Annotated in this window: 14 protein-coding genes; 7 read left to right on the forward strand and 7 right to left on the reverse strand. The window is 39.8% G+C overall.

The window, feature by feature from the left end; genetic code table 11:
• Positions 1 to 177: 177 nt before the first annotated feature.
• Entirely contained in the window at positions 178 to 2358 is a 2181-nt protein-coding gene (locus HRT55_RS01165; RefSeq protein ID WP_291618218.1) for a TonB-dependent hemoglobin/transferrin/lactoferrin family receptor, read from the reverse strand.
• Between the two features lie 231 nt (positions 2359 to 2589).
• Between HRT55_RS01165 and HRT55_RS01170 the strand changes: the two genes are divergently transcribed.
• The 6 genes from HRT55_RS01170 to HRT55_RS01195 all read left to right on the forward strand — a co-directional run bounded on the left by HRT55_RS01170 (position 2590) and on the right by HRT55_RS01195 (position 11792).
• Complete coding sequence (locus HRT55_RS01170; protein WP_291618219.1) at positions 2590 to 3129, forward strand: MotA/TolQ/ExbB proton channel family protein; 540 nt, start codon at positions 2590 to 2592, stop codon at positions 3127 to 3129.
• On the forward strand, positions 3129 to 3473 hold the full coding sequence (locus HRT55_RS01175; protein WP_291618220.1) for a DUF2149 domain-containing protein: 345 nt from the start codon (positions 3129 to 3131) through the stop codon (positions 3471 to 3473). The genes HRT55_RS01170 and HRT55_RS01175 overlap by 1 nt, the downstream gene beginning before the upstream one ends.
• 39 nt (positions 3474 to 3512) lie before the next feature.
• Positions 3513 to 7625 carry a cobaltochelatase subunit CobN gene (gene cobN / locus HRT55_RS01180; protein ID WP_291618221.1) on the forward strand — a complete coding sequence of 1371 codons (4113 nt, stop codon included), beginning with the start codon at positions 3513 to 3515 and terminating at the stop codon, positions 7623 to 7625.
• 337 nt (positions 7626 to 7962) lie between these two features.
• Positions 7963 to 8490, forward strand: a complete 528-nt coding sequence (locus tag HRT55_RS01185) for an SRPBCC family protein (RefSeq protein ID WP_291618222.1) — start codon at positions 7963 to 7965, stop codon at positions 8488 to 8490.
• A complete protein-coding gene (locus HRT55_RS01190) occupies positions 8487 to 9335 on the forward strand; it encodes a sterol desaturase family protein (protein ID WP_291618223.1) in 849 nt (282 codons plus the stop codon). The genes HRT55_RS01185 and HRT55_RS01190 overlap by 4 nt, the downstream gene beginning before the upstream one ends.
• Positions 9336 to 9623: 288 nt before the next feature.
• On the forward strand, positions 9624 to 11792 hold the full coding sequence (locus tag HRT55_RS01195; protein ID WP_291618224.1) for a TonB-dependent receptor: 2169 nt from the start codon (positions 9624 to 9626) through the stop codon (positions 11790 to 11792).
• A gap of 119 nt (positions 11793 to 11911) precedes the next feature.
• Here the strand turns inward: HRT55_RS01195 and HRT55_RS01200 are convergent, their stop codons facing one another.
• From HRT55_RS01200 to pabB, 3 genes are all read right to left on the reverse strand, one after another.
• On the reverse strand, positions 11912 to 13288 hold the full coding sequence (locus HRT55_RS01200) for an L-serine ammonia-lyase (protein ID WP_291618225.1): 1377 nt from the start codon (positions 13286 to 13288) through the stop codon (positions 11912 to 11914).
• 290 nt (positions 13289 to 13578) lie between these two features.
• Positions 13579 to 14154, reverse strand: coding sequence for a CoA pyrophosphatase (locus tag HRT55_RS01205; protein WP_291618226.1), 576 nt, complete (start codon positions 14152 to 14154; stop codon positions 13579 to 13581).
• A gap of 59 nt (positions 14155 to 14213) precedes the next feature.
• The gene (gene pabB, locus HRT55_RS01210; protein ID WP_291618227.1) at positions 14214 to 15701 is read right to left on the reverse strand and encodes an aminodeoxychorismate synthase component I; all 1488 of its coding nucleotides are present in this window, start codon (positions 15699 to 15701) and stop codon (positions 14214 to 14216) included.
• A gap of 417 nt (positions 15702 to 16118) precedes the next feature.
• Between pabB and HRT55_RS01215 the strand changes: the two genes are divergently transcribed.
• Complete coding sequence (locus tag HRT55_RS01215) at positions 16119 to 17642, forward strand: fumarate hydratase (RefSeq protein WP_291618228.1); 1524 nt, start codon at positions 16119 to 16121, stop codon at positions 17640 to 17642.
• 119 nt (positions 17643 to 17761) lie between these two features.
• Here HRT55_RS01215 and HRT55_RS01220 read toward each other — a convergent pair whose 3' ends face one another.
• From HRT55_RS01220 to HRT55_RS01230, 3 genes are all read right to left on the reverse strand, one after another.
• A complete protein-coding gene (locus HRT55_RS01220; RefSeq protein WP_291618229.1) occupies positions 17762 to 17980 on the reverse strand; it encodes a hypothetical protein in 219 nt (72 codons plus the stop codon).
• A gap of 58 nt (positions 17981 to 18038) precedes the next feature.
• Positions 18039 to 18659 (reverse strand): isochorismatase family protein, encoded by a 621-nt coding sequence (locus HRT55_RS01225; protein WP_291618230.1) that lies wholly within the window; start codon positions 18657 to 18659, stop codon positions 18039 to 18041.
• 85 nt (positions 18660 to 18744) lie between these two features.
• On the reverse strand, positions 18745 to 19464 hold the full coding sequence (locus HRT55_RS01230; RefSeq protein ID WP_291618232.1) for a pirin family protein: 720 nt from the start codon (positions 19462 to 19464) through the stop codon (positions 18745 to 18747).
• Positions 19465 to 19487: the final 23 nt, after the last annotated feature.

Genomic DNA, 19487 nt, shown 5'->3' on the forward strand with positions numbered 1-19487 from the left:
TCGAAAGCTGATCATCACATATAGCAATTGTTAAGCTATAAAAAAGCCAGCTTATGCTGGCTTTTTCTATTCATCAGTATTGAGAAATTCACTCTTAATTATTCACTATTCATAGCGTAACCAACTTTACGGAGCATAACTAAGCTGGAATTAACTCAACTGGATTAACTCAAAAGCCTAGAAATCGTAACGCATTGAAACAGAGAAGCCACGACCCGCTTCAGTAACATCGGATAAAGTCGAAATATCTTTGTGGCCAGCGCCGTTTAGATATCTTACGTATTCTTTATCGGTAATGTTAGTTATCGCTAAGTTAACTCTAAATTCATCGCTTACTTGGTAGCTAGTTAAGAAATCAACCGTGCCATAACCAGCAACTTCTGCATTACCTTCATTCACTTTTTCCATACGAGTCGCCCAGTTAACAATTAATTCAGCAAATAAATCATCAACTTCATAACTAACTCCGGTAATGCCTGAAAGTGGCGAGATACTAGTTAGGTAATCACCGGTTTCATCATCTTTACCGTCCTGATAAGCGGCATTGGCAAATACTGAGAAGCTATCATTTAAGTGATAACGTACCGATGCTTCAATACCTTTAAGCGTCACGGAGTCAATATTTTGGTATTGATAAACAAGTACTTGTGCTTCTTGGCCAGTGTATGGATTAATACTGGTTTCAATATCAATTAACTCCGTAGATAAGAAGTTATCATACTTACTGTAATAAATTGCCGTTGAAAAGAAGAAATCACCGGTATGGCCACGTAAACCAATTTCAAAGTTATCACTTTCTTCTGGTGCTAAATCATCACTAGGGACAATTTTATAACCATACATTGAGTTATCATGTTCAATGTAAGCTAAGTCATAAGCGGGAACTTTAAAACCTTGGCCATATTGGGCAAAACCGGCAATGGTATCGGTAAATTTATACAAGCCGCCAATGCTTAATGACACATGGTTTTCATCAAAATCAGTAAAAGTCGTACCATCTTCTTTTAGAGCACCATTAGCATCCATTTCATACATATCAAAACGAGCTCCTGGGGTAATTAAAAGGCTGCCATCTAACAAAGAAATTTCGTCATTTAAGAAAAAACCAGCGCGAAAAACATCAGTTTCTGGGAATTTATCAGTTTCTTTTGGGTAACCTGGCTTAGGTGTACCTTCTACTGAGTACAGTTTCACTTCTGTACGACTAGAAGTTGATTGTTCAACATCTAAACCATAACCAATAGTGTGAGTTTCATTAAGTGCTAAACTTGCATTTGATAAGAAGCCGACAGTCTCTTGTTTATAAACCGAGGTTTTCCACATATCGCGAAGTTCTGCTGGCGAGTGCGGGTTGGCAGCAATATCTATCTGACCATATTCAACATCTTCTTGCTCACTGCTATTTACATATAGCGAGACATTGAGCATGTCATAAACGGCAGTTGCTGACTCACTATGAAAGCGCAATTGAAAGGACTGGTTATCTTTTTCACTTTCACTGTTTTCATCAACAATGTTATAACCGTCAAGGTTTCTAAAGTAACCTAATAGACCGTAAGCAACATCACCAGCAACGTCTTGATTCCAAATATCAGCAGTAAAGCTAAGGTAAGTGTCTTCATTGAAGTTGTATTTTGCTTTGTAGAAAATACTCGTTGATTCAATGTCTAATGAAGGTTTAGTACCTGCATAGTTTTGTGTCTCTTCACCACTGCGATAGTTCAAGTTAAGTACTTGCTCGAAATCATCGGTTGCTAGGGCAAAAGTGGTACCAATGTGGCTTTGTTTACCGTCATCGGTATAACCTGCCTTAACATTACCAGCAAAGGTTTCACCCTCTTCAAGGTAATCACTAGCATCTTTAGTGGTGAAAACCACAATACCACCTAAGGCATCAGAGCCGTAAAGTGAAGATGATGCACCTTTAGCGACTTCTACTTGCTTTAAAGTCTCGGTTTCAATGAAGCCACGGCCAACAATGTCATTTAAACCATTAGCGCCATAACCTTCGTTCATGCGCATGCCGTCTTTGATCATCAAGACACGATCGCCGCCCATACCACGGACGATAATATTTTGCGCGCCACCTGTACTGCCAGTTACTTGCACACTTGGATCATATTTAAATAACTGGTTCATATCAGTAACCAGTTGTCTTTCAATGTCTTGCTCAGTAATTACCGAGATACTACCAGCAACATCCTTTAGCGGCTTTTCTGTTTTAGTTCCACTAATAACAATTCTTTCAAAGTCACTATGAACAGTGTCATAGATATTACCTTCAGCATAACTTGATGGTGCAAAAAAAATGGCTGTTGAAATGGCGGTGGCTAGCAGGGCGCGCTTGGGCATAAACATGGTGTATTCCTAATAAGTATGCTTACCAAGTGTGTTAGTGCATGTTAACTAATAGAAAATTGTTACTTGCTACAACAGTTTGGTAATCAATGGGGTTGTTATTAATTTATGGCGAGTACCATACAGATCATAAACGTAAATGTAAATCTAAATGGGAATAATTACTATTTGAATTAAGGTTGCAGGAGTTGTACAATTGTTTAGCTTAAATTTTAGGAGAGACTTAGCACAGTGAATATTCAATCTTTAGAAGTTACCATGGCGCAAACATCAGAATTTTTGATGACGCCAGTTATTATTTTAATTTGTTCGTTAGTGGTTTATGCCATTTATGCCCTGGGAAGATTTTTCTCACAGTATTTAGTTAGAAAGCAAAATAAGTTGGCTTATGTTCGCCAGATTTCCCAAGCAGACTTGCCGAAGGTGACCACACATAATGGTTACCCTATCCATAACTACTTTATTAATAATCCCCAAGCCAGTGAAGATGAATTAGAAGTGGTGGCGCTAAAGCAATTAGAAAATTTGCGCATAGTGACGCGAATTGCACCCATGCTAGGTTTGATTGCCACCATGATCCCGATGGGACCAGCACTGCAGGCATTAGCCGATGGTAATATCCAAGGTATTAGTGAAAGTTTGATTATTGCCTTTGCTGCCGTTATTTGGGGCATGGTTATTTCATCGCTAACGTTTTGGCCTGCATCGGTGAAAAAACGCTGGTGTGCCGTTGAATTAATTAACATTCGAAAAATTAAAGGCAACGCATAATGCGCTTTCTTGATGAAGATGAAGAGCTAAATCCTATTCTTAGTGCGGTTAACTTGGTTGATGTTTTCTTGGTGATCATTGCCGCCTTGTTAATCGCTTTGGCGCAAAATCCTTTGAGCACCTTTTCCAGTGAAGATGTCACGGTGATTAAAAATCCCGGTAAACCCAATATGGAAATCATTGTTAAAAAAGGCAAAGAAATTAAAAAATACAAATCAACTGGCGAAGTAGGCTCAGGTGAAGGAATGCGTGCTGGTGTTGCTTATACCATGGCCGATGGCAGTTTTGTTTATGTTCCAGAAAATGGTACAGCTCAAAAAGATACTAAGCCTAACAAAAACTAGACCTAACAATAACGACGCCTAAATAGGTTCAAAAAAATAATGATAAAAAAAATACTAAAACAACTACCGATACTAACGGCTTTTGCACTGATGTGCTTGGCCAATGTCAGTATTGCTGCAGAAGCTACCAAGCTAGATAAACAGCCAACAAATACCAAAAGTAAGCCGCAAGTATTACTGATGATGTCATCTCACGCGTCAAAGCCTAAAGGTGACTTATTACAATTATTAGCCAAAGATCAGCCATTTGAGTTAGTTAACTTTTCAACCAAGGGTAAATCGGACGAAGAAATTAAAGCGGCTTGGTCGAAAGCCAGCTTAATTATGCTTGATGGCATTAATCCTGCTTTGTCTAAATATATGTTTGGTAAATACCAAGGTTATCCCGCTGAATTTTCGTCAGTGCCGGTTATCTCTATGGGTGATTTAGCAAACGCTACCATGAACCAAGGGCTATCTAGTGCACAAGCCAAAAATATTGGCAGTTACTACAATAATGCTGGTCGTGATAATTATGGTAATTTGATGATTTACCTTGCCAATGACTTTTTAAAGCTATCGACCGTTAGCGCCAAAGCGCCCATTATTGTGCCAAATGTCGGTTTATACCATTATGATTTCCCCGGTCTGGTAACGAGTGATGAAGAAGCCTTTTTTGAACATTTAAATATTAGCGATAATCAACCGGTGATTGCCATTGGTATTCACCGTAGTGTCGTTGACTATGAACAACAACAAATTGTTGATGCGCTGATCAAAGGCCTTGAAGCCAAGGGCGCTAAAGCGCTAGCGTATTTCTTTGAAGGTGAAGACCAGCCAATGGACTTTATTGATTTATTGACTGTTGAAAGCTCTGGCAGTGTTGCAAATACCATTACTGGGGAAAAGACGAAAAACCGTGTTGATTTATTGATCAACTACCGTTCATTGCATTTTGTTGCTAAACGTCGTGGCGAATTTGAAAAGCTCGGTGTACCTGTTTTACATGCTCTTAATTACACCGAAGGTGACCAAGCTAGCTTTGAAGCGGATAATGCCGGTATTTCTCCGTCATTAACGCCATTTTTCTTAGTCATGCCAGAAGATACCGGTAGTGCCGATCCAACAATTATCGCCGCTGATAATAATGGCGAGAAAAAGGTTATTGATTACCAATTAAATGCCTTAGTTGAGCGTGCCTATAATCACGCCAATCTTGCTCACATAAAAAACAGCGAGAAAAAAATAGCGACCTTTATTTGGAATTACCCTCCAGGTGAGAAAAATGTTGGTGCTGCCTTTTTAGATGTACCAACGTCAATTGAAAATATAGCTAAAGCAATGAAAGAAAAAGGCTATAACGTTGATGTTAAAGGCCATAAAGAAATCATTGAATCAGCAGGTAAGTTATTACGTCCATATTACCGTGGTGAAGATGCTGAGCAGTTAATTGCCCTCGACTTAGCTGAATATATGCCATTAACCACTTACCTTAATTGGTTCAATGCGTTACCTGAAAATGTCACTAAACCTATTGTTGCAAGGTGGGGCAAGCCAGAAGAAAGCGGCATGTTACGACAAGCTAAAATTAACGGCGAAACAATCCCGTCATTTGTTATCCCAAGAATGAACCTTGGTAATATGATTATTATGCCACAAGGTGTACGTGGTGAAGATGCCAAAGAACATGCAAACTTATACCACAGCACTAAAACACCTATTAATCACAGCTACCTAGCTATCTACTTATTTGCCCGTGAAACCTTCGGCGCAGATGCGTATATTCATTTGGGAACTCATGGCAGTCAAGAATGGTTAACGGGTAAAGAACGTGGTTTATCAGTGTATGATGCGCCAAGTTTAGCCCTAGGTAACTTACCGGTATTTTATCCTTATATTATTGATAACGTTGGTGAAGCGATGCAGGCTAAACGTCGTGGTCGAGCGACTATGATAAGTCACTTAACGCCAGGGTTTGCTAAGGCAGGTTTATACACTGAAGTAGCAACCTTAAGTGAAAAAATTAACAATTACTTAATGTTATCTGAAGGTAAAACTAAAGCGAATACTCAAGATGGCATAATAGTTATGGCACAAGAGCTAAATATGTTAAAAGATTTAGCTATTGAGCCAGAGACCATGGCAGCTGATTTTGATAAGTATATTGCTAAATTACAAGATCACTTAAATGCCTTGGCACAAATGAGCCAACCTTTAGGTGTGCATGTTTTTGGTGATTTGCCAAAAGACGCGCACTTATTTACTACCATGTTGCAAATGTTGGGTGATGACTTTACTGCCCGTGCTGCAAAGTATGAGCAAGCCAATAACATGACAGTGCCTGCGACTGAGCAGTTTGATAAGCGTAATGTTAAAAAGCTACCGGCTCTTGAAGGTTTTCAATTATTAAAAGCCTATATAGAGCACCCTGAGACTGTAACTGATCTAGGTGAACAATTAGTTGCTGATCTAGCGATAGCGAAAACCTATTGGCATAACTTCCAAGCCATAGCTGAAACACAAAACTTATTGTTTGCCCTCGATGCTAACTATATTCCTACCAGTTACGGTGGTGACCCAATTCGTAACCCAGAAGCTGCGCCAACCGGTCGTAACCTTATTGGTTTTAACCCAGCAAAAGTACCTTCAAAAGAAGCTTACGATGCTGGTGTTATCTTAATGAACCAAACCATTGATGCTTATGTTGAAAAGCATGGTAAGTTTCCGCAAAAGTTAGCCTTTTCCTTGTGGTCATTAGAAACTATGCGTCATCAAGGAGCTTTAGAAGCACAAATCCTCCATGCTCTTGGTTTAAAACCTAAGTGGAACCATCAGGGCCATGTTGTTGGTACGGAAGTCATTCCTTATAGCGAACTTAAACGTCCACGTATCGATGTGGTTATCTCAACCACAGGTTTATATCGTGATGCTTTTCCTAATGTGATGTTATGGATAGCAAAAGCCATTGATAAAGTGGCTAAGATGAAAGAAGACAATAATTTTGTTTATCGCCACGCAACAGCTTTAAAAGCAGAACTACTTGAAAAAGGCAAGTCAGAAGAAGATGCTGATTACTTATCTTCTATCCGTATTTTCTCTAATGAAACCGGCAACTATGGTACTGGCTTAGCGGGCAGCTCGTTAGCTTCGGATACTTGGGAAACTGATGATAAATTAGCAAACCTTTACCTTGACCGAATGGGTTTTGCTTATGGCTCAGATGAAAAGCGTTGGAGTGAAAATGTTGGTGATGCTTTAGGTGAAGGTCAGGGCTTATATTCAAAAGTACTTTCAGGTACTGAGGCTGTTATTTTCTCACGTTCAACCAACCTTTATGCCTTAATGACTAACGATGACCCGTTCCAATATTTTGGTGGTATCGGGCTAGCAGTACGCCATTTAGATGGTAAAACGCCGGAAATGTACGTATCAAACTTACGTAAAAAAGATCAGTTAAAAGTACAAACCTTAGCGGAGTTTGTTAACCAAGAAATGCGTAGTCGTTATTTCCATCCACGTTGGATTAAAGCCATGCAAGACTCTGGTTATGCCGGCGCAACGGTTATCTTAGATCGCATGAACAACATGTGGGGCTGGGAAGTGATGACGCCTGAAGCGATACGTGATGATCAATGGCAAGAGTTCTTCGAAGTATATGTTGAAGATAAATACCAAATGGATATGCGTGAATTCTTTGAAGAGCACAACGCTGAAAGCTTAGCGCAAATCATTGAACGTATGCTTGAAGCAGTTCGTAAAGGTTACTGGGATGCAGATGAAGCTACTATCAAGAAAATGGTAGAAACTTATTCTGAACTTGCCACGCAATTTGATGTTGTTACTGACAATGTAAAATTCAATGAGTATATGGATACTGCAGCGGTTGGTTTTGGCATGATGCCACTATCAGAAGCGCTGGCTCAAGCATTAGCGCAGCCACAAGTTCCGCCACCAGCAGAAGCAGCAAGCCAACCAACTGAACAAGTTTCTGGTCAAAAGCTGGAAGAGCAGGCTAAAGCTGAGCCGGTAGAAACCGATTACAGTACACTTTATTGGTTACTCGCTATTTTCTTTATTGGCTTGGTTAGTCACTTCGCTAAACCGACTAAAAAGGTAGTTTGGCTTAAGCCAAATACTGATGGTGCTAAGCAGGTGTTAGATAAAGCCGCGTAATAGCTAACTATCGCACAGGTTAAACTGCAGCTTTATTGATTTAAAGCTGCGGAAAATACTAAAACCCCAATAAGTTTACTTATTGGGGTTTTTTGTTGTCATTTCCGAAGTTTATTGTCGGGAATCCAAGTATCTAATAACTGGATCTTCGACTAGACACTTCGAAGATGACGACTGGCGCTACAGTACTTGTTACTGTCATTCCCGAGGTATCTGATCGGGGATACAGCGCTGAGAAATTGTTCTGCTATCCCAGCATAAAAAATAAACACTTGTTGTTTAAGTGTAACTCTGGTTGAATAAATTAAACGCCTGTTCGAATTATTTGATGAGAATTATGATAACCATTAATGTGACACAACAAGTTTTAGCCCCGGTAGCGCTAGTAAACCAAGCGTTATTAGAACATTCAAAGTTAGACCGTTTTTTTAATGCCAAAATAAAACAGGTCAAAGACGAAAATAACGGTGAATTAGTGGGTGGGAAGGGCGCTGTTCGTCAAATCTCTATCGGTAAAATAGTATTCGAAGAGCGTATTATTAGCGCAACTAAGGACCATATTTGTTATCGCATCATCGGTAACTGGCCAGTATCAGATCATCAAGGCGATATTCGCCTGACTTCCTATATAGCCCCTCAAGTTAAGCCTCAAGTTACATCACCAGGTGTTGATATCGAAACTACCCAACTTGATTATGTTATTAGCTTTAATAGTCCTAAGTGGTTACCAGACTTTTTATTAAAGTTTTTTGTTGAGCGCGATATTGTTAATGCCATGAAAAAATTAGCCCTGCACTTTTCCGTCGAGAATTCTGCAACGGCAGGCGCTTTAAAGGTAGGATCTTCAACAGGGGAGTCTGCATGAGCATTGAAATAATTTTGTTGGCATTAAGTCCAATATTTGTAGCCTTTATTATTTATGAGTTTGTTAAACATCGTAATCGTTATGACATTAAAGATAGTTTGACCAATACCGCCCTAGCACTTATGCATCAAGGCTCAGATGCCATCGCTTTATTATTGTTGATGCCGTTTTTTTATTGGTTACATCAGTTTGCCGTCTTTGATATTACACTGAGTATTACCACGGTTTTTATCGCATTTTTATTACAAGACTTTCTCTATTATTGGTTTCATAAAGCGTCACATCATATCCATTGGTTGTGGGCGGCACACGTGGTGCATCACAGTTCGACTAAAATGAATTTCTCCACCGCCTTTCGGCAATCTTTAATGTATCCATTAGCAGGGATGTGGATTTTTTGGCTACCAATGATAATTATTGGTTTTGATCCCAATACTGTGTTTACCGTAGTGGCACTTAACTTGGCATTTCAGTTTTTTGTTCATACTGAAATTGTTGATAAACTGGGCTGGTTTGAAAAAGTATTTAATACCCCTTCACATCACAGAGTTCACCACTCAATTAACAAAGCCTATTTAGATAAAAACTTTGCCGGCGTATTGATTATTTGGGATAAGCTCTTTGGCACTTACGTGGAAGAAAACTCGGAAAAAAATGGCCTTTGTCGTTACGGTATCATTGGTCAAATTCAATCAAATAATCCATTCTTCATTAGCTTCCATCAATGGCTTTATATGTTTAAAACGGCAGGTAAGGCTCAAGGGTTCAAAGCCAAGCTGCGAGTATTATTTACTTATCCAACAAGTTCAGAAAAGAAAAGTATTGAGCTTGATAAAGCTGCATAACTATTTATTATTCGGCGAAATGAAGAACATTACATCTTAGTAACAAGGAGTGTACCAAGCAGTGTAATACGATGAGTAATTAAGTTAGATTAATAAAAAGCCCCAATAATAAAAATTGTTGGGGCTTTTTATTGAGCTAAATCAAATTGATTGGCATCAGTTGTAATAGATTGTTAATAGGCTTCTAAATGGTATTGATTCGTATTATTCCTCGTGATTAAATGCGCGCAATATAAATTCATAACACCATATTTAAGACGATATTCAACAAATATTTGGAGTCAAAAAGTGTCAATTAAATCTTTCAAACCAACGCTATTAAGCTTGGTTATTGCCAGTGCCTTATCTACTACAGCTTTCGCCGACGATGCTGTTAAGGACACTTCAGTAGATGAGCAGTTTACTATTTTTGGCAACAGTACCGCGGTGAATAATATTCCCGGCAGTGCTCATCAATTATCGCAAGCTGATTTAGAAAAGTTCGATTACACCGACATTATGCGTACCTTGACTTCAATTCCAGGGGTATATGTTTTAGAAGAAGACGGTTATGGCTTGCGCGCCAACATTGGTATGCGTGGTACTGGCCAAAATCGTAGTGAAAAAGTAACCATTATGGAAGATGGCGTATTGGCGGCACCCGCACCATATGCTTCTCCGGCAGCTTATTATTTTCCTACTGCCGGCCGTATGCAGAAAGTAGAAGTACTTAAAGGTACTTCAAGTGCTATGTATGGTCCACGCACCACAGGTGGCGTAATTAATATGGTATCGCGTCAAATTCCTGAAGAAGAATTAGCTGGCCAGCTTAATGTACAAGCGGGGCAAGATGGCTTTGCTAAAATACATGGCGTTATTGGCGGCAAAGGTGAAAACCTGAGTTCGGTATTTGAAGTGTTTCGTTACCAAGCCGATGGCTATAAAGACATTAACCACAGTGACCAAGACACAGGTTTTGTTAAAAATGATATTTTGGCAAAGGTTCGTTATAACACCGATGATAATGCCACTTTTTATCAAGAGATTGAATTTAAAATTAAGTACTCTGATGAAGAGTCTAATGATACTTATATGGGTTTAACGGAAGCTGACTTTAACTCAGATCCTTATAGCCGCTATTCAGCATCACAAAAAGATAAGATGACTAACGAGCATCTGCAATTACAGTTAAGCCATGTCATTGATTTATCAAATCGCTTTAACTTAGGCACTACTGTTTACCACAATGACTTTAGCCGTAATTGGTATAAAACCAGTAAAGTTGATGGTAAAAGCCTAGGAGATGGTGGTATTGAAATCGCCGCAGAGCATGACAACATGGCGGCGGGGTCAATTGATGTAGATGTTAAAGCCAATAACCGTGATTATTTATCACAAGGCATTCAAACGGTATTGAATGCGGACTTTAACAGTCATCAAGTCAAGTTTGGTATTCGTTACCATAAAGATGAAATGGACAGATATCAATGGGTTGATGAGTATTCGTTAGATGCTGATTATAACATGACACTAACAAATTCGGGTGAGCCAGGTACCGATTCAAACCGAATTGACAGTGCCAGCGCCTTAGCTTTATTTGTTCATGATGAATGGACTGTCGGCAAGTTTATTGTAAATGCCGGTCTTCGTTATGAAGACATGGTTATCGAACGTCAAGATTGGGGTAAAGATGATCCACAGCGTTCAGGTATAGCAAAATATAAGAAAAATGAAGTCGATGTTGTATTGCCATCATTAGCGCTTACTTATCATTTAACTGATGACTTAGTGTTATTAGGTGGTGTACAAAAAGGCTTTGCGCCACCATCACCAGGCAATGAAGACGCTACAAATGAAGAAAGTATTAACTATGAGCTAGGCGCAAGATACGCTAAAGGTGCTTTCAATGGCGAAGCGCTAGTTTTCTACTCTGATTATGACAATATGCATGGCAACTGTACCGCTAGTCAAAATTGTGAAGATGATAATATTGGTGAGCAATATAATGCTGGTGCGGTAAAAATCACCGGTATCGAGTTTAAAGCTGGTTATGAATTTGACCTTGGCGATATTTCCATGCCAATTGATTTAACTTATACCCATACCCAAACAGAGTTTCTAAATAGCTTTGAATCAGACTTTTGGGGTGATGTTAACGCCGGTGATGAATTCCCTTACGTACCCGAAAACCAACTGCAATTTGTTGTTGGCCTAGAAGGCGATAAATGGCGCACCAACTTACTGGTTCGTTATACCGGTGAAATGCGCAGTGAAGCAGGTGTTGGCGCAAGTGCAGAGAATATTGACGCTCATACCGTAGTTGATTTTGTTGCAAGTTATGATGTTGCTGACAATCAACAAGTACGTTTCAGCGTGGATAACTTACTTGATGAAACTTACATATCTACCCGTATGCATGGCTCAGTAATGGTAGGTAAACCAATGATGGTTTCTGTTGGTTACCAGTATAACTTTTAGTCATTAATGGTATAAAGTAAAAGCGCTAAATGCAAAAGCCCGAGCAAGTATAACTTGCTCGGGCTTTTTGATGCGTTAAATGAATGTTTCAAATTAATGCAATTTTTAGCAGGGAATGGCTAACACTCAATGATATTTACCGCTAAACCGCCACGTGAAGTTTCTTTGTATTTAGTCTTCATATCATTACCGGTTTCCCACATGGTTTTGATTACTTTATCTAAAGAAACTTTTTGTGTACCTGTACCGCGTAAGGCTAAACGTGAAGCGTTAATCGCTTTTACCGAGCCCATAGCATTACGTTCAATACAAGGTACTTGTACTAAGCCGCCAACAGGGTCACAGGTTAAACCAAGGTTATGCTCCATACCAATTTCAGCGGCATTTTCTACTTGTGGTGGCGTACCACCCATAATTTCAGTTAATGCGCCTGCGGCCATTGAACAAGCAACACCTACTTCACCCTGGCAGCCAACTTCAGCGCCAGAAATAGAGGCATTAGTTTTATATAAAATACCAATAGCAGCAGCGGTTAATAAATAGCGAACACAGTCATCATCCGAAACCGGTTTTACAAACTTATCGTAATAACATAATACTGCTGGAATAATACCGGCGGCACCATTGGTTGGTGCGGTAACTACTCGGCTACCGGCAGCATTTTCTTCATTTACCGCCATGGCGAATAAATTGACCCAGTCCATAGCTGTAAGAGGATCGGTAGATCTTTCTACCAACAAAGAGCGATAGAGCGCAGGGGCACGGCGAGCTAATTTTAAACCGCCAGGTAGAATGCCCTCAGTGTTCATACCGCGCTCAACACTGTCTTTCATTGCTTGCCAAATGGTGACCAGTTTAGTGCGAATTATCGTTTCATCGTTTAAGCACTTTTCGTTATCCATCATGATAGTACTAAAACTTAAACCTTTAGTACTCGCCAAAGCTAATAACTCATCACCTGAGCTGAAAACATGTGGTCGCTTAATATTGGTGTGTAAAGAGAGTGCTTTATCTTTTTCTTGTTCAAAATCACATGCTTCAACAATAAAACCACCACCAATGGAATAATAGGTTTGCTCTAATAATAAGGTGTCATTTTGATAAGCATATAAGGTCATAGCATTAGCATGAGCAGGTAACGTTTTTTTCCTATGATAAATAATGGCGTCATCTTTGGGGAAATTAACCTCATGAGTACCATTAAGTGATATTTTTTGGCTGCAAACGACTTCCGCTAAAATAGTTTCTATTGATTCAACAGGAATGCCTTCAGGCGTTTCGCCGGTGAAGCCTAAAATGACCGCTTTACCTGTGCCATGGCCAATGCCCGTTTGTCCTAATGAGCCAAACAGTTCACATTTCACTCTGTCGACCTTAGTTAATAATTCTTGCTTAACTAGCGCATCAACGAAAAGTTTTGCCGCTTTCATCGGACCCACTGTGTGTGAGCTTGATGGACCTATGCCAATAGAAAACATATCAAATACACTGATCATACTTTTTTACCTTTGCTCTGCTTATGTAATTCACATTATTCTTTAATTATAGACCCTAGAACACTCAAGCTAAAGCTTGGTATAAAGGGTATTAACAATATCAAATATGGATATTGATACTATTTTCCGAATTATTGTTGGTTTTGTTTGGAATAGTGGAATTATTGTCGATGGGTTTTTGTTAGTGGTAATTTTAGCTGAAAGTTATCAAATAAAGAAACAAAATAATCGACTAATTGATAACTAAATGTACTAGATGAGGTTTTATTCTTGCACAAAGACCATATGAACTAGTTTATATGGGCGACTAAATCTTTGAGCATGACCGCAGTAGCACCCCATATATGGTAGTGCTTGTAGGGCATAAAATGCACCTTGTGTTGTTTACCATTTTTACTGGCAACAAAAACATGGTGTTTATCTGTGGTCAAAAAGTGCTGTAGTGGCACTTGAAATATTTCAGCGACTTCATTCTCATCCATTTGGTAAGTTTGTGCGCTGGCGACTATGGCAACAATAGGGGTTACATGAAAACCGCTAATGGTTTCATAAGGCGGTAATTGTCCAACCACAGTGATGGCTTGGCGAGATAAGCCAACTTCCTCAAAAGCCTCACGCAGCGCAGTATCAATTAATGATGCATCTGCGGGTTCAACCTTGCCGCCGGGGAAACTCACTTGTGATGGGTGATGTTTTAAATGACTGGCGCGTTTAGTTAATAATACCTGCAAGCTGCCATCGATTTCAGACTCGACTAAAGCGATAAGTACCGCGGCGGAACGAAGTGGTAAATGATGTTGGTAATTATGCTCAGACTCGGCCAATTGCAATAAATTAAAACGTAATAAAAATTCATCTTTGGTCATTGGCGTTACTACTTATCAGTCTTTGTGCTAAAGGCTTTTGTTAAAGGTATCGCTTAAGCCTACACCTGATTGAGCTTTGATAATACCGGTAATATGCAATTAACTTTATCAAAGGTTTCTTGGTATTCACTTTCCGCGGTTGAATCAGCAACTAGTCCGCCACCAGCCCAACAATAAATGCTCTTGGTATTTTCTAGATAAGTTTTGAGGCTAGTACCTGCAGCCTTTTCACTTGGCTGACAAATCAAGGTGCGAATGGTTATGCTGGTATCCATAGTGCCACAATTTGACAGGTAGCCAATGGAACCACAATAAACACTACGGCGGTGTGGCTCTAATTCTTCAATAATTTCCATGGCACGAATCTTAGGGGCACCGGTTATAGAGCCGCCAGGAAAGGCGCCACGCAGTAAGTCCGTGGCATGTTTATCGCTAGAGAGTGTACCTTCAACAGTACTGACTAAGTGATGCACGGCAGGGAAACTTTCAATATCAAAAAGTTTCGGTACTTTTACCGAACCTGCCTGACAACTTCTACTGATATCATTTCGTAGCAAATCAACAATCATTAAATTTTCAGCATTATCTTTGCTTGAGTGTCTTAAAATTTCAGCATTCTTAGCATCTTGTACTTTATCGCTACTGCGCGGCATAGTGCCTTTAATAGGTTTACTTTGTACATTACCTTGGCATAACCGAAGAAATCGCTCAGGAGATACACTTAAAATAGCCGCATTGTCTAAGCGAATAAAAGCTGAGAAGGGGGCTTTGTTTGCCGTTTTTAGTGCTACGTAAGCTTCAAACTCATCACCTTGATACTGGGCACTAAAACGCTGGGCCAAGTTAATTTGGTAACAATCACCGCTAAGTAAATAGTCTTGCACTTGATTGAATTTTTCGATGTAACTGGCTTTATCCATATTGGCCTGCCAGTTATTGGTTAGTTTAAATGCAGCTTTGTTTGTAGATGGCTCTGTTGCAGTAAGGCTTGCATGGACTAAGGCTTCAATACTACAGCGTTCATCATCAGGGCAAACAAGGTAGAATTTTGCCGATACGTTATCAAAAATGATCGCCTGACTGTAAAAGCCTATGGCCATATCAGGTAAGTTAATGTCTTGCTTGGCATTACTGGGTAGCTGTTCAAAGCGACGGCCTAAATCATAAGCGAAATAACCTAAAGCACCACCTAAAAAGGGCAGGAATTCATGGCGACTATCGGGTGTGTTAAATAATTTAGTCTGCAGGACTTTAAGTAATAGCAATGGATCTTCAGTACTTGTTTCAACTTCACTACTATCGGTAAAGCATATATCGGTACTATCACCTTGTGTGGTCAAGGTTGCAATAGGTTGCCACACTAAAATATCAAAGCGACTATCTACATGCTCACTATTACCTGAGTCTAACCACATTGCCCAGGGTTGATCAGCAAAGTGACTAAATATTGATTCTGCGGTAGTGCCACTTTTTAATGGCAGCTCTGCAGCTGAGATAACAGTGGCTTGGTATGTGTCAGGGATAGTCTTGAACAAGGCTTTATTCACTTAAGTATTCGCTAATTAAATAGTTATTATCAGTAATAAGAGACTGGCAGCACTTTCAATAGCAGGTTAATATATACAATCGAGTTATTATAACTTTCAACTACCCAGTATTAAAGGGTATTAAAGAATATTAAAGCTAGGGACTATTGAACTTTCAATTTAGTCTCTGCTATTAGCTAATTTTAGAGTTAACAAGGCGGAAAGAGTGTATATGTAGTCACTCTACCTGAACGATTTTCAACGATGATAACTTGAAAATTAGCTATAGCCCTTCGGGTTGCGCTTGAAAAAGCGTCACTCTTTGTTTTTTAATATGCATTTGGAAAAACCAAACATTATATTAAATGCCTCGATTGCCACATTTTAAAGGGCAACAGAGGCTACACCTGAAAGTACAACAGTCCCAAAGAGAGCACTATGGCCATCATTAAACAGCAAGACTTAATCGACAGTATTGAAGATGCACTGCAATATATTTCTTATTATCATCCGATTGATTTTATTCAAGCATTAGAAAAAGCCTACCACAAAGAAGAATCAACGGCGGCAAAAGACGCAATAGCACAAATTTTGATTAACTCACGTATGTCAGCCCAGGGTAAACGCCCAATCTGTCAAGATACCGGTATAGTTACCTGTTTTGTTAAAATCGGTATGGCGGTTCAGTGGGATAAAACTGATATGACCGTACAACAAATGATTGATGAAGGTACACGTCGAGCGTACTTAAATCCGGATAACCCCTTACGTGCTTCTATCGTTGCTGATCCTGCCGGTGCGCGTATAAATACTAAAGACAATACACCGTCGGTTGTCCATATTGATATGGTCGAAGGCGCAGGTCTTGAAATTATGATTGCGGCTAAAGGCGGCGGCAGTGAAAACAAAACTAAAATGGTGATGTTAAACCCATCAGACTCTATTGCTGATTGGGTCGTTAAAACCTTACCAACAATGGGCGCTGGTTGGTGTCCACCAGGAATGCTAGGCATAGGTATTGGTGGTACCGCTGAAAAAGCGGGCGTACTCGCCAAAGAAAGCTTAATGGACCCGGTAAACATTCAAGATTTAATTGAACGTGGCCCAGAAAATGCTGAAGAAGAATTACGTTTAGAAATCTTTGAGCGTGTTAATAAACTTGGTATTGGCGCGCAGGGTTTAGGTGGTTTAACAACCGTGGTTGATGTAAAAATCAACTCAGTACCTACCCATGCGGCTTCTAAACCTGTGGTTATGATCCCTAACTGTGCTGCTACTCGTCATATTCATTTCCATCTTGATGGCTCAGGCCCTGCAGTATTAACGCCACCTAAGTTAGAAGAGTGGCCAGAAATTACTTGGGAAGTTGGCGAAAATGTTCGTCGTGTAAATGTTGATGATTTAACTAAAGCCGACATTAGCGAGTGGAAAACGGGTGAAACGGTTTTACTTAGCGGTACTATTTTAACCGGTCGTGATGCTGCACATAAACGTATTAAAGATATGTTAGCTAAAGGCGAGAAACTGCCGGTAGACTTCACTAACAAATTTATTTATTACGTTGGCCCTGTAGATGCCGTAGGTGATGAAGCAGTTGGACCAGCTGGCCCTACAACAGCAACACGCATGGATAAATTTACTGAAATGATGTTAGCTGAAACAGGTCTTTTAGGCACAATCGGTAAAGCCGAACGTGGCGCTGCGACGTGTCAAACCATAAAAGAGCATAAGTCAGTGTACCTAATGGCTGTTGGTGGCGCGGCGTACCTAGTATCAAAAGCAATCAAAAAAGCGAAAGTAGTTGCCTTTGAAGACATGGGTATGGAAGCTATCTATGAATTTGAAGTAGAAGATATGCCTGTCACTGTTGCGGTTGATAGCACCGGTGAGTCGGCTCATGTAACCGGTCCAGAAATTTGGAAAGTTAAAATCCAAGAAGCTGAAGATAAAGCAAAAGCTTAGTAGTTTAAAGTCGTTAAGCCTTAAGCCTTAAGCCTTATGCATTAAACTTTACGCCTTAAGTAAGAAGCTTTTAAAGAATTGAGAAGGGTGCCTTAGGCACCTTTTTTTAGGGCTGTAATTCAGCCTATTTTCTGCTTAGGCTTGCTATTGAGTATTTTCATGGTGATAGGCATGACGATATAAGAAATAATAGGCACTATAACCGCGACAATAATACAGACTTGTAGAAATTTATCAGCCGGTAAATAAGGGCTAAGCCACGCAGGAATAAAATACACTAAAGGTACTAATGCTACATAGTTAATTAGAGCTATTAGGTGTTTGTTAGCTGGTTTCATGAACTACTCCTTAAAATCTTGTGCATGTAGGGTGTCAATCCTACATGTTTATTCGTTACTAAGACTGGCTAGCTTGTAAGTAGCTATTGTATACCCAACGGTAGCTGGTGTGTTGACCTAAAATACCGCCCAGTTCCATGCCTTTTTCACTGCGCCAATCGTCCATTACTTCAGCAAGTACCGAGGCCCAAGTAGCAACTTTAACTCCGGCTTGGGTCATGCGATGAATTGACGCTTGGGCAACCGCGTTATTCCATGTACCTGAAGCATCAACAACGGCATAGACATCATAACCTTCGGCTACCGCTGATATAGCAGGGAACATCAAACAAACATCGGTAACTAAGCCTGCCATAATGATTTTTTTACGGCCAGTAGCTTCTATAGCTTGTTTAAATTCAGGGCTCTTCCAAGCATTTATTTCACCGGCACGTTCAATGACTTTATCACCTAATATATCAATGATCTCGGGCATGATCGGTCCATTTGGACCGTCTGGCATGCTTGCTGTGATTACCGTGGGCATGTCAACTGCTTTAGCCATGGCACATAAGCCTTTAATGTTTTCGGTCATTAAATGAGGGTCTTGATCTCGACAACTTACTAATAGGCCCGTTTGATGATCTATCATGGCTAATACGGCGTTATCGATTGTTAAAGTTTCTGCAAATTTATTCATGATGTATTCCTGATTTATTTTATTTAATTGCTTTATTTAATTGCTTTATTAATTCGGTGTTTGTTTTTTGTTCTTACTTGATTAATTAGATTTGACTAACGACAACTATTTCTACTTCGCTAGTCGCGACAATGTCAGTTTTAAAGCTGCGAATTAAATCGCCATCTTCGGCGTTAAAGCTATTGTTTTCATCGCTAAATTCAGCAGTGCCTTTACTGACATAGGCTAAAATTTCTTCGTCAAAAGTGATTGACTCACCTGAAGCTAAACGAACAACATCAATAGTAGTTTTACTGGCAAAGGTTTGCTTTTGGCTTTGCTCTTTACCTTCGCCATTCTTCCCACGGTGCTCTTTACTTCCATATATTCGTGTAACACCTGTTTCAGGTAAGGTGTAATGTTTATAGCCCGCCGGCTGTCCCGCTACTTCAGGTAATACCCATAACTGCAACATACGGTTTTTGGTGTTATCAGGGTTTTTCTCATTGTGTGAGAAACCTTCACCACCAGCGCGTTGTACTTGTACTTCTCCTGCACTCAAACTTTGTCCGTGTTCTAAAGAGCCTTCATGACTTACTCGACCTGACATCATGATAGAAATAACATCAAGCTCTTTATGTGGATGCATATGTGTTTCACCACGGGGGTTAAATTGTGCATCGGCAAGGTAAACAAAGTTGCCAATACCATCAAAAGTGTTTGGCGCTTTACGTGCACCAAAAACGCGGCGGTCTGTTACTAATCTGTGTTCGGTTAATCCGGCAAAGCCACCTAAAGGTAATGATTTTCTGCTAAGTACTTGCATGTGCTGCTCCCTTGAATTTTGTT

The sequence above is a fragment of the Colwellia sp. genome (genome assembly GCF_013214175.1).
GTDB lineage: Bacteria > Pseudomonadota > Gammaproteobacteria > Enterobacterales > Alteromonadaceae > Colwellia.

What these genes read in the sequence shown, in the direction of transcription:
- HRT55_RS01185 (WP_291618222.1), top strand. Translation starts at nt 7,963, where the DNA reads ATGATAACCATTAATGTGACACAACAAGTTTTAGCCCCGGTAGCGCTA.
- HRT55_RS01220 (WP_291618229.1), bottom strand. Translation starts at nt 17,980, where the DNA reads ATGAAACCAGCTAACAAACACCTAATAGCTCTAATTAACTATGTAGCA.
- HRT55_RS01225 (WP_291618230.1), bottom strand. Translation starts at nt 18,659, where the DNA reads ATGAATAAATTTGCAGAAACTTTAACAATCGATAACGCCGTATTAGCC.
- HRT55_RS01205 (WP_291618226.1), bottom strand. Translation starts at nt 14,154, where the DNA reads ATGACCAAAGATGAATTTTTATTACGTTTTAATTTATTGCAATTGGCC.
- HRT55_RS01230 (WP_291618232.1), bottom strand. Translation starts at nt 19,464, where the DNA reads ATGCAAGTACTTAGCAGAAAATCATTACCTTTAGGTGGCTTTGCCGGA.
- HRT55_RS01175 (WP_291618220.1), top strand. Translation starts at nt 3,129, where the DNA reads ATGCGCTTTCTTGATGAAGATGAAGAGCTAAATCCTATTCTTAGTGCG.
- HRT55_RS01190 (WP_291618223.1), top strand. Translation starts at nt 8,487, where the DNA reads ATGAGCATTGAAATAATTTTGTTGGCATTAAGTCCAATATTTGTAGCC.
- cobN (WP_291618221.1), top strand. Translation starts at nt 3,513, where the DNA reads ATGATAAAAAAAATACTAAAACAACTACCGATACTAACGGCTTTTGCA.
- HRT55_RS01200 (WP_291618225.1), bottom strand. Translation starts at nt 13,288, where the DNA reads ATGATCAGTGTATTTGATATGTTTTCTATTGGCATAGGTCCATCAAGC.
- HRT55_RS01215 (WP_291618228.1), top strand. Translation starts at nt 16,119, where the DNA reads ATGGCCATCATTAAACAGCAAGACTTAATCGACAGTATTGAAGATGCA.
- HRT55_RS01165 (WP_291618218.1), bottom strand. Translation starts at nt 2,358, where the DNA reads ATGTTTATGCCCAAGCGCGCCCTGCTAGCCACCGCCATTTCAACAGCC.